Here is a 12,179-nt window from a genome sequence, read left to right as displayed (position 1 = left end):
AACGATGAAAATAGGTATTTTAGCATTACAAGGGGCCGTCAGGGAGCACCGTAATGCCCTGCTCCAGTTAGGAGTAGAGACAGTCGACGTACTCTATCCGCGCGATCTGGAGGGGATTGACGGGCTCATTCTTCCCGGAGGAGAGAGTACCACCGTCGGCAAATTATTGATCCGTTATGAGTTACTGGATCCGATCACAGAATCAGGGCGGAAGGGATTGCCGATTTTCGGGACCTGTACGGGAATGATTCTGCTGGCCAAAGAGATCATCGGAAGCACCCAGCCCCGTTTCGGGCTGATGGATATCGCGGTGGAACGGAATGCCTTCGGCCGGCAGTTAGCCAGCTTCGAAGCAGACTTGGAGATTCCCGCCCTGGGAAGCGTCCCCTTTCACACCGTATTTATCCGTGCGCCTTATATAGAAAAAACAGGAGAAAGGGTAAAGGCCTTACTTACTTATGAGAGGAAAGTTATTTTTGCGGAAGAGGACAATCTCCTTGCCGCCGCCTTCCATCCTGAACTGACAGACGACACACGGGTGCATGAGTATTTTTTACGGAAAATCAAGAAAAGGTAAAAGCGATAACGCAATTAAAATAGAAGTCTGATTATCATCCTATTGCATACAACGGAATATTTGTCATCCATTCCTCCTCCCTATAATCGGATAAGGAGGTGCGAATGGCTTTTTCCGGTTTGTATTTTTCACAAAACAATTTAAAACTTCTCGCCTGTAAACTTTCTTCCGATTTGACTTCTATCGGAATGACCTCCCCCTCTTCCTGAACAACAAAGTCAACTTCCGATGTACTTCTGTCATTAGTCCAATAGCCGATATACCGGTCACCATTGATCCGCAATTGCTGCATGACATATTGTTCGGTCATAGCTCCTTTAAACTCAGTAAAGATAGCATCTCCTTCTATGATGGTTCGGACATTAAGTCCAGCCATCGCCCCGAGCAGACCGGTATCATGCAAATATAATTTGAAAGCGGAAAGATCCTGATAGGCGGGAAGCGGAAGATAAGGCTTTGATACCCGGAAACTTTTTAATAACAAGCCGCAATCGACCAACCATTGGATAGCCAATTCAAAATCTTTAGCGCGTCCTCCCTCTTTCAACACACCATATATGAACTTCTTGTTTTCCTTTGCCAACTGGGACGGGATGCTTTGCCATACCATCCTGATACGCGGGACGACTTCCAGCGGTGCATGCTTGGAGAAATCTCCCTCATAAGCATTCAATATCCGGTTTTGAATACGACGAATCAATTGCCAGTCACGGGTTTTTACAAAAGCATCCACCACTTCCGGCATCCCTCCTATATATAAATAATAACGAAGGTATTCTTTCAGTTTGTCCGCAAATACAGAGATTACTTTCCAATCTTTTTCCTTCAATGCTCCGACTAAGGCCGTTTCATCCAAAGCCAACAGGAACTCTGCAAAAGAAAGGGGGCGTAAATCCATAAAATCAACTTTTCCTACAGGAAACGAGACTGCGTTATGCAATCCCATCCCCAGCAAGGAGCCGGCAGCAATAATATGATATTGAGGTGCATTCTCACAAAAGTATTTCAATGAAGTAATGCCTCGTTCCGCAGATTGTATTTCATCGAAAATAATAAGGGTATCTTCTGCTGTTATTTTCGTCCCGGCATAGATCTGAAGTACGATTAATATTCTCTCTATATTAAAATCATTGGCAAAAACGGTTTGCAATGCCGGAGTTTCCTCAAAATTGATGTATACAAATTTAGTATACGAAGTCCGTCCGAATTCTTGCAGAAGCCAGGTTTTACCGACTTGGCGGGCTCCCCGTAAGATAAGAGGCTTCCGGAATTTGTCCTCTTTCCATTTTTTTAACGCATTTATTCCCTCTCTATACATATTACACCTGATTATTCTGATGTAAAAATACATTTTTATCAGGAATAAAATGTATAATAACTACACTTTTATCAAGATAATAACGTAATCGCTTCTAAAATCAGAAAGAATAAATGGAAAGCAAATGGAAATTCAGGCCGTAAAGGAGAGATTGTTTTTCATATTCACATTTTAAATGTTACAGGGCTTGCAGGAAGCCATGAATACCTACCATTTATCCGAAGGATATATTCTTACCCGCGGAAAACCTGAAACGATTCCACTCCATGAGCCAGAGCAAAACATCCGCATTGCCAATGTGATTGACTGGCTATCTCAAAAAGAAAGTATAGATCATAGTTACCGGCTTTAGGTACCTTATACGATAAATGAAGAATGTATCATTAGATTTCAAAAAATCGGAGAGATTATCAGCTTACTATAAAATATTCATTAATTTTGAAACCTTGTTAATCAACCATGAACAAAAAAACAGTTTCTTATGGAACAGCAGGATCAATGAAAAGAGACTCCACTTTACGAAGAAATAGTACAATCCAAAATGGCTATAGAGAAAGCGTATATAACTGAAATTAAGAAAGGCAATGAACTTGCTTTTAAAAATCTCATGAATTTCTATTCTTCCGATCTTTTTTATTATGCATTCAGCATTGTCCACTCCAAAGAAGCCTCCGAAGAAATTGTAAGTGATGCATTCTTTGAACTTTGGAAAAAAAGAAAATCCATAGATGAATTAAAAAACCTTAAAACCTGGCTACTCGTCGTTACACAAAACAAAGCAATATCCTATCTTAGAAAAGAGTCTAAAAACAATTTCTTATCGATTGACGACCTGGATGATTTCCTATTTGATCCCATTCAATCTCCGGACTATGAAATGATCAATAAAGAGGAACTGGACAATATAAATAAAGCGATTGAAAAATTACCTCCCCGATGTAAACAAGTCTTTTTTCTGGCCAAAATCGAATTACTTCCTTACAAAGAAATTGCGGACATGTTAGGGATCTCCGTAAAGACGATCAATAACCACATCGCTTATGCCTTAGAAATAATAGCGAAGGCGATGAAGTAATTTAACAATATTTCACGCACTCCGTATGGGAGATTATTTTTTTGTTTGCGTCTTGTTTTATAGAAACGACAAAAGAATAGAATGAATTTAAAATCCAGATATAGTTACTTCGCCTCCCTCTTCGACCGGAATAAAACGGAAGAAGAGAAACGGTTTGAATCGAAAGAGGAAGAAGAGGAATTTAAGAAACTGGAATTTCTGTGGAAAAATTGTTCTCCGGAGAAAATCGATTGCGAACAAATTCTTGCAAGAACGGCTTGGAAGATCAAAGAGGACTCCCGGCAGAAAAAACGCCAATTTCTTATTCGAACGGCATCTGTTGCGGCATCCTTCCTTTTTATTCTTTCTCTCGGTTATTATTTCTTCCATGCCTCCTCTGGGAAACAGCCGGATTTGAAAGAGATTGCGGCGACGTTCGCCACTGAGTCCGATGATATAAAGGAGATCACACTCATTACAGCCCAAAATAAATATCAGGTAAATGAAAATGCTTCCATTAAATATTCGGCAGAAGGAGATGTAATGGTAGACTCCGAACCAATAGAAAAAGAAAAGGTTGCAAAGGAGGAATACAATCAGATTATTGTACCGAAAGGCAGGCGCACTCAAGTCGTATTGTCCGACGGGAGTAAGATTTGGATCAATTCCGGAAGCAAGCTTATTTATCCAAGTCTTTTTAACGATAAAAAGCGCGAAATATTTATTGAAGGAGAAGCCTACTTTGAAGTAAGTCCTGATAAAAGCAGGCCGTTTGTTGTAAATACTTCGGGTTTCGCCGTAACTGTCTTGGGGACCTCTTTTAATGTTTCAGCCTATAAATATGAAGAGACCGCGACTGTGGTGCTTGTGAAGGGTTCGGTAGAGGTGAAAGACGGAAATAATATGAAAATGAAGATCGTTCCCAATGAATTACTTTCTATCCGAAAGACCGGAATAACAGGGAAAACGTATGTGAATGCGGAAGAATATATCAGTTGGGTAGATGGCATACTGATCTTGAAAGGAGAAACGCTATCCGTCTTGTCGGGTAAGTTGGAATTGTATTATGGAAGAACGATTCGTTGCGACGCTTCCGTTGCAAACCAAAAAATATATGGAAAACTGGATATGAGGGATGATCTATTAGATGTGCTTGATTATATAAAAACAATCATACCGATTCAAATTAAAGAAGAAAATAACGAGATTGCTTTATCAAAAGAGTGATATAGTATTAAATATTAACCTTCAAAATCTAATTAATAATGAGAACCTAAATTACAAAAGACGAAAAATCGGATAATACTACCCATATTATCCGACTCCGATTTTTAAAATCAAACCACGTTTATTTAATCTTAAAAAACATTATTCTATGACAAAGAAAGCCATTTTTTTTGTTGATAATATGAAACTGTACAGATGTTTCTATATTATTAGTATTTTTTTATTTTTTATCCTCATCCCTCTTTGGTCGAATCCGTTGATTTGGAATGCACAAAAAAATGAATTCACTATAAATGTCAGTAATAAAACGGTGAAAGACGTTTTTGAATACATAGAAAAAAATAGTGATTACATTTTTATCTACTCTGAGAATGTAAAAACAGTACTGAATAAAAATATTTCAATCAACGTATCCAACAAAAAAATTAATGCGATCCTTGATGAGTTATTTATAGGAACAGATGTTACCTATCGTATATCAGGAAGGCAAGTGATGCTTTCAACTAAGGGACACAGGCAGGAAGAGACTTCATTTGCCCCAATCGCCCAACAAAAGCAGAAGGTAGTCGGGACCGTAATAAATCAACAGGGTGAACCAGTTGTTGGAGCTAATATCATAGTAAAAGGCACAACAAACGGAATAATCTCCGACATTGACGGGAATTTCAGCATTGAAGTTACTCCAGGTAATATTTTGCAAGTATCTTTTATCGGATATATCCCGCAGGAGATTTCTACCACAGGAAAAACACGGATAGATGTAGTATTACTTGAAGATTTACAATCTCTGGAAGAAGTAGTAGTAGTTGGTTATGGCACACAAAAGAAGGTGAATCTGACGGGGGCTGTTGCCTCGATAGATTATTCGAAAGATGCGTTGTCTCGTCCATTAGTAGATGCTACGCAAGCCTTAGCTGGTGTGGCTCCCGGATTGCAGATCATGCAAGGGTCGGGAAATCCTTACGGAGAAAGTTACTCTATCAACATTCGTGGTACTGGTACACTGAATAGTTCAGGTCCTTTAATTTTGGTAGATGGGATGGAACAATCTATCAGCAATGTAAATCCGGTTGATATTGAATCTGTTTCAGTTTTGAAAGATGCTGCTTCTTGTGCTATTTATGGTAATCGCGGTGCGAACGGCGTGATTTTAATTACCACAAAATCAGGAACTAAGAAAGGTAAGGTCAATGTGGACGTCAGTTCAAAATTATCATTAAATGCTCCGATGAGAATTCCGAAGTTGGTAAATAATTATGCCGATTATATGGAGTTGATGAACGAGTCCTACACGAATATCGGCCGTTCGCAAGCTTTTACCGATGCTACAATTGATTTGTGGCGCGAAAAAGAGAAGGATCCTCAAGGTATTTCTGAATCAGGATATCCCAATTATGTGGCTTACCCCAATACGGATTGGTATGATGCTATTTATGACAGCCAATGGATGCAGGAGCATACGGTGCAGGTATCGGGCTCGAATGATAAGTCCGGGTATAATTTTTCTTTCGGATATATCGATAATCCGGGTATCTTGAAAAATTCGGGATTCAAACGTTTTTTTGTCCGCAGCAATATTTATTCGGATGTTACCAAATGGCTTCGCATAGGAAGCCGTATTTGGGGCTATAATACTGATCGTAACCGCGTTGGAACAGGTTCTTTAACGGATCTTGGCATGACAAAAATCATACCGGGCACCTATCCATATTATGATGGCAAATATGGTGCCCCGGAGTCGAATGAAGAAGACCCTCAATCACATAATCCACTATGGGATATGAATTTTGAGCATGGTGATATGAAATATACGCAGATATTCACAAACTTCTATTCTACAATAAAATTTCTGAAACATTTTAGTTACGATTTTGGCTTCTGGTATAAACATTATATTTATGATGGTAAATATGCTTCCAATGCCTTTCCTAAATGGAGTTTTAGTTTGAATGAAATTACTGCCAATGCGATTGATTTAAAAACAGCGACTACGGGTCAGACCTATAATCGTGATAATTACTGGAAATTAAATCATATCATCAATTATAGTCAAAGCTTCGGCAAACATGATGTAACAGCAATGGTCGGGTTTGAGGAAGGACGTACCTGGAGCCGTACATCAAACGTAACATTAAAGGGTTTGATAGATCCAAATATCGATGACCTTGATGTAGGTACAGAATACAGTTCTTCTTATGGAAATAATAGTGAATATACTGCACGCTCTTGGTTTAGCCGTGCCACTTATGCTTTTAATGAGCGTTATCTATTTGAGATGAATATGCGTAGTGATGGATCTTCAAGGTTTGCACCGGGCCATCGTTGGGGCTTTTTCCCTGCAGCTTCTGCCGGATGGAGAATTGCCGAAGAGTCATTTATGGCAGGTACTAGAAATTGGCTTGACAATTTAAAATTGCGTGCTTCATGGGGTAAACTTGGTAATAATAGTATCGGTGATTATGAATGGCAACAATCCTATGGTTTAGTGAATTATCCATTTAATAGCAAAACAAATTTGGGCCTTGCCCCTACAATACAAGCAAATGTCAATTTGCAGTGGGAAAAGACAACGACCACGGATATTGGTTTTGATTTCGGTATTTTAAAAAATAAGCTGTCAGGCACAATCGACTATTATTCAAAAAGGACGGAGGATATCCTTTACCGTCCGTCTATTATGATGATATATGGGAATGTAACGGCAGCACGTCAGAATATTGCTGAAGTAACGAATAAGGGGATGGAGGTGCAGTTGACTTGGCGTGATCATATCGATGATTTCCATTATAGTATAAGCGGTAATTTTTCTTACAACAGGAATGAGGTTAGTAAGTATAAAGGGAAGCTTGTCCGTGGTTGGGTAACTGATGAAAATGGCAAGACGTATGAGACTAATCTGGGCGATGTTTCAACAGGAAGTACGAATCGAGTATTGGAAGGCCATATAATTAATGAATATTATATGTTGCAACCCTATAAAGGGGATCAAACGTATTTTAACAAAGACGGTTCCGTCAATCCGGCTGGAGGTCCGAAAACCGGCATGATTCGTACTGAAAATGATATGGAATGGTTGAATGCGATGATAAATGCAGGATATAAATTCTATCCGAATCAAACTGTACGTAAGGATGGCATTTGGTATGGCGATTATATTTACGCCGATCTGAATGGCGATGGTCTCTATGGCAATACTTATGATAACGATTTTACAGGCAGTTCATCTATGCCCAAGTGGAATTTCGGAACTCAGTTGTCTGCAAATTGGAAAGGGTTCGATTTTTCAATGAATTGGTACGGCGTTGCAGGTAACAAGCTTTATTTCTATCGTACCGGACACAATGCGAGTACAACAATTAAGGGATATGCAATCGGTAAGGACATTGCTGATGATCACTATTTTTATAATCCGGACGATCCGACGGATTCTCGTACAAACTTGTCGTCACGTAATCCACGTCTAAGTAACAACTCAGGTAGCAGTCAAAGTGAATCCGTAAATACAAAGTGGTTATACAAGGGGGATTTCTTAAAACTCAAAAACTTAACATTCGGATATACCATCCCAAAGAATATTGTTCGCAAAATGTATGCAGAGAATATCCGAGTCTTTTTCTCCGGAGAAAATCTATTGACGATTACCGACTATCCAGGTATTGATCCAGAAATGCGCGCTTCTATTGGTTATTTGACTTACCGACAGTTTGCTTTTGGTGCAAATATTACTTTTTAATTTAAAAGGAAGAATTACAATGAAAAAGATAAATCGATATTTTTTATTAGGATTAATTTCCATGCTTATATTCATGGGCTGTGACTCTGATTTTTTAGATACGTCTCCCCGTAATGTAGTTAGCAGCTCAAATGTATGGACAAGTGCAACTTTGGCTGAACAGGCCGTTGCTGGAGTTTACAACACTTTTGTCGGTTGGTATTGCGCAGGGTATGCTAATAACGCTAACCGTATATGGGATGCTTATTCTTCTGTTATGGATATTGACTTGAACTGGATCTCACAAAATGCTCTTGTCAGAGGTACTGCTACTCCATCGAACAGCCAGTTTAGCAATATTTATACTCGTTGTTATACCATGGTAAACCGTGCAAACGATGTGATAGCCAATATTAATAAAGTGCCGGATATGAGTGCTTCTGATAAAGCGCGTTATATTGCCGAATGCAAATTTTTACGTGCATGGGCTTACAATCGTCTGAATATTCTTTTCAAAGGGGTCCCGTTGATAACAGAGCCAATCACTAATGAAGAAGAAGCCATGGCACCGCGCGCGAATGAAAGCGAAGTCTGGAATCAAATTGTAAAAGATCTGACAGATGCCGCGAATGAACCCAGCTTGCCTGATAAATATAAGTCTTCGGATGCAAATTATGGCCGTGTTACGAAGGGGGCTGTCTATGCATTCCGCGGACAAGTATATCTTTGGCTGGAAAAATGGCTGGAGGCTGCAAATGATTTTAAAGCGGTTGGTAATTGCGGATTTTCACTTTTTACAACAGGTGGTTCGGAAGCTTATAAAAATCTGTTGAAAACAACTAATGAGCAATGTGATGAAATGATTTTCTCTGTTCAGTGTGAGCAATACTCTGTCGCAAATCCCCTGAACGTGAATTATGGAAATCGTTGTACGGGAGGTTCAATGTGGAATAACTATATTCCTAATCCAAATTTTGTGGAATCTTTTGAGGTTAAAGATGGCAGTAAATTTAATTGGGATGACTATTGTCCCGGATATAGTTTGATGACGCCGTTACAACGTTCCGTATTCTTTTTACGCGATGGGATGAGCGATTCTGAAATCGCGAAAATGAAGACATATGGAGCAGATATGAGTAAATATTTACCTGAAGGAAATGAAGCGCGCATTCGCAAGGCTTATGAGAATCGCGATCCACGGCTTATGATGTCTGTTATTACGCCGTATTCTACTTATTTTGGAGCCACTGGCGGAACAGAATATGTATATACGCTTCGTTGGCCATATCGTGGATTCGATAGTCGCGAACCTTTCGATATTCGCACGGACACGAACAATTATTTCTATTATTTGTGGCGTAAATATGTTCCTGAAGGGAATGAATGGCCTTATCGTGATACTTACGATATGGATATTATTCTAATCCGTTATGCACAAGTCTTGCTTGGCTATGCAGAAGCATTGAATGAATTGGGAGAAACGGACAACGCCCTTCAGCAAATAAACAAAATACGCTCACGCTGTGGCGCGCAATTGTTGAATAGCAACGAGTCTACAACCGTTAAAGGTCAAGCTGATATGCGTGAAAGGATCCGCAACGAATATTATTGGGAGCTTGGCGGGGAGAATGTGATGTATTGGAATGAACTTCGTTGGAAAACCTGGAAAGACAAGAAGTTCCGTAATAATACAAATGGTCTAATGCAGATATGGGGGACAACTACTTATACCTGGCATTGGCTGGGAGATCAATGCTGGATCTGGCCTATCCCTTCTTCAGAACGTGAAAAGAATCCCAACTTGGTACAAAATGCGGGCTGGAATGATTAATTATTGGTAGAATAATAATGGCGAGGGTGCGTTGAATGTTAACAAAAACGGCCGGACACCCTCGCTACTCTATTACTATAGATGAAGAAGAATTATGGAATTTGGACATATTTCCTTTTTAAATTGTAAATATATGAAAAAGACATTTTTTTATTTTAGTTTTTCGTTGTTGATCCTATTAAGCAGTTGCGACAAGAAAGATAAAGAGGACAATACTTCTGAAAGTGATAATCCGTCAACGGTTGATACCTATAAAAACCCTGTCATTAATGAAAACTGCCCTGATCCGTCGATTATTAAGGCTGCCGATGGTTACTTTTATATTTACAGTACGCAAGACAATTCTCCGGGTGATATTCGCTATATCCCTATTCATAAGTCAAAGGATTTAATCCATTGGGATTATGTAGGTACTGCATTTAATAAAAGTAATCGTCCTGTGTGGGTGGAAAATGCAAGATTGTGGGCTCCGGATATAAATTTTATTGATGACAAATATGTGCTTTATTATGCGATGGGTTATTGGGGAAGCACTTATGATTCTGCGATTGGCGTTGCAATTGCTGATAAGCCCGAAGGTCCGTTCACAGACCTTGGTAAGGTGTTAGATTATGCTTCACAGGGTGTAAATAATTCGATTGATCAATTTTACATAGAAGATAAGGGGCATAAGTATTTGATTTGGGGTAGTTTCTATGGTATTTACGCGATAGAACTAGCAGCCAATGGCTTAAGCGTTAAAGAAGGAGCGGTCAAAGTCCAAATAGCCGGAAATCAGATGGAAGGTTCTTATATCGCACAGCATGGCGGTTATTTTTATCTGATAGGTTCATCGGGTACTTGTTGCGAAGGGAAGCTTAGTACTTATCATTTAATTTTCGGAAGGTCGATTAATGTTTTAGGACCTTATGTTACACAAGATGGAAAGCGTATGCTTGACGGAGCTGGCGATTTGTTGTTGCAGGGAAATAATACCTGGGCGGGTACAGGGCATAACGCGGAATTCGTCAAGGATGATGAAGGGAATGATTGGATTATCTACCATGCTTATCGTAAGTCAGACGACTCTGCCGGCAGGTTGTTGATGCTCGATAGGATCTATTGGAATGATTGGGGACCCTATACCAAAGGGAATACAGCCTCTATTGCCGCCCAAGCTCCTGTTTTCAAATAGTGGAACAAAATTGTAGGTGCTGTTTTTATAATGTGAGATAACAAGAGCCTGGCCCATCCGGAAAGTTTTGGCAGAGAAGATGATTGGGGAAAAGTACGTTTAAGGAATTTGAAGGTCACCCTTTCTGTAGGCCGGGTATTTTCAATAAAATATAGAGATATGAAGACAAAATTGATATTTTTAATTATTCTGATTGCAGGAAAGATACTTTCTGTAAATGCGCAGCAACGTGCCGATCAACAACACCTGTCGGATCCTAATTCGTTCTCAATGATATTAATGGGAGATCCTCAGGGTTATACTAAATATGATATTAATCAGCCTCTTTTTGAGTTATGTACTGCCTGGGCCGTTGATAATATTGAAAATTTGCATATTAAAGCGGTGCTATTAACAGGTGATTTAGTGGAACAAAATGAGAATATTGTTCTTAATCGTAAGATGCTGAATCAAACAAGTCGTGAGATGTGGGAATCCGCATCTCGTTCTTTAGCTCGTTTAGACAACAAAGTGCCATATATTATTTCCGCAGGTAATCATGAATATGGTTATCAGCATGCCGAAAATGGAATGACACATTTCCCTGAATATATCACATTCGAACGCAATAATACATGGCGAAATATAGTAGTCAGCTCGATTCCTAATCGAAATGGTGTTGCGTCATTAGAAAATGCAGCTTTTGAGTTCAACGATCAGTATTGGGGACATCTTTTAGTTATTACTACAGAATTCGCACCCCGTGATGAGGTCTTGGCGTGGGCAAAAAAATTGATAGATAAACCTCAGTATAAAGATTATAAAGTTATCTTTATGACACATTCATTTTTAAGGGAACGTACGGCTGAAAGAATAATGAATGAAAGTTATACAATCAATCCGCACAATTGGGGACAAGCCATTTGGGATAAATTAATAGCCCCGGCTACGAATATTCGTTTGCTCATCTGTGGACATACAGGAAAACCAGGCGATTTTGAAGATTCAGTAGCTTATCGTGTTGACAAGAATAATTCAGGGAAAAGCGTTCATCAAATGATGTTTAATGTGCAAATTCTTGGTGGTGGTTGGGAAGGAAACGGAGGTGACGGTTGGTTACGGATTTTAGAATTCATGCCTGACGGAAAAACGATAAAAGTCAAAACCTATTCTCCATTATTCGGAATATCTCCATCTACCAAGCATTTAGCTCATCGTACAGGTTCGTATGATCAATTTGAGATGGTTATTGAATAAGTAAATTCGTGAATGCAAAGTAGTTTTCTTATAAACAGTAGCAATAAAAA

Annotated in this window: 9 protein-coding genes; 8 read left to right on the top strand and 1 reads right to left on the bottom strand. The window is 39.2% G+C overall.

Annotation, left to right across the window (positions count from 1 at the left end):
- The first annotated feature begins 4 nt into the window (after positions 1 to 4).
- A complete protein-coding gene (gene pdxT, locus BQ8014_RS03445) occupies positions 5 to 577 on the top strand; it encodes a pyridoxal 5'-phosphate synthase glutaminase subunit PdxT (protein WP_080903140.1) in 573 nt (190 codons plus the stop codon).
- A gap of 34 nt (positions 578 to 611) precedes the next feature.
- Here pdxT and BQ8014_RS03440 read toward each other — a convergent pair whose 3' ends face one another.
- Positions 612 to 1,895 (bottom strand): ATP-binding protein, encoded by a 1,284-nt coding sequence (locus BQ8014_RS03440; protein ID WP_080903139.1) that lies wholly within the window; start codon positions 1,893 to 1,895, stop codon positions 612 to 614.
- Positions 1,896 to 2,070: 175 nt separating this feature from the next.
- Between BQ8014_RS03440 and BQ8014_RS19320 the strand changes: the two genes are divergently transcribed.
- From BQ8014_RS19320 to BQ8014_RS03410, 7 genes are all read left to right on the top strand, one after another.
- Positions 2,071 to 2,247 (top strand): hypothetical protein, encoded by a 177-nt coding sequence (locus BQ8014_RS19320; RefSeq protein ID WP_160150022.1) that lies wholly within the window; start codon positions 2,071 to 2,073, stop codon positions 2,245 to 2,247.
- A 189-nt stretch (positions 2,248 to 2,436) separates the two neighbouring features.
- On the top strand, positions 2,437 to 2,970 hold the full coding sequence (locus BQ8014_RS03435) for an RNA polymerase sigma factor (RefSeq protein WP_080903138.1): 534 nt from the start codon (positions 2,437 to 2,439) through the stop codon (positions 2,968 to 2,970).
- Positions 2,971 to 3,051: 81 nt separating this feature from the next.
- A complete protein-coding gene (locus BQ8014_RS03430) occupies positions 3,052 to 4,176 on the top strand; it encodes a FecR family protein (protein ID WP_080903137.1) in 1,125 nt (374 codons plus the stop codon).
- A gap of 181 nt (positions 4,177 to 4,357) precedes the next feature.
- Entirely contained in the window at positions 4,358 to 7,909 is a 3,552-nt protein-coding gene (locus BQ8014_RS03425; RefSeq protein ID WP_080905789.1) for a TonB-dependent receptor, read from the top strand.
- Positions 7,910 to 7,928: 19 nt separating this feature from the next.
- Positions 7,929 to 9,719, top strand: a complete 1,791-nt coding sequence (locus tag BQ8014_RS03420; RefSeq protein ID WP_080903136.1) for a RagB/SusD family nutrient uptake outer membrane protein — start codon at positions 7,929 to 7,931, stop codon at positions 9,717 to 9,719.
- Positions 9,720 to 9,852: 133 nt separating this feature from the next.
- A complete protein-coding gene (locus tag BQ8014_RS03415; RefSeq protein ID WP_080903135.1) occupies positions 9,853 to 10,893 on the top strand; it encodes a family 43 glycosylhydrolase in 1,041 nt (346 codons plus the stop codon).
- Between the two features lie 159 nt (positions 10,894 to 11,052).
- Positions 11,053 to 12,129 carry a metallophosphoesterase gene (locus tag BQ8014_RS03410; protein ID WP_080903134.1) on the top strand — a complete coding sequence of 359 codons (1,077 nt, stop codon included), beginning with the start codon at positions 11,053 to 11,055 and terminating at the stop codon, positions 12,127 to 12,129.
- The last annotated feature ends 50 nt before the right edge of the window (positions 12,130 to 12,179 follow it).

The organism is Parabacteroides sp. Marseille-P3160 (assembly GCF_900162725.1).
Classification (GTDB): Bacteria; Bacteroidota; Bacteroidia; order Bacteroidales; family Tannerellaceae; genus Marseille-P3160.
The sequence above is the reverse complement of the archived record's forward strand: the minus strand, read 5'-3'. Positions and strand labels throughout refer to the sequence as shown.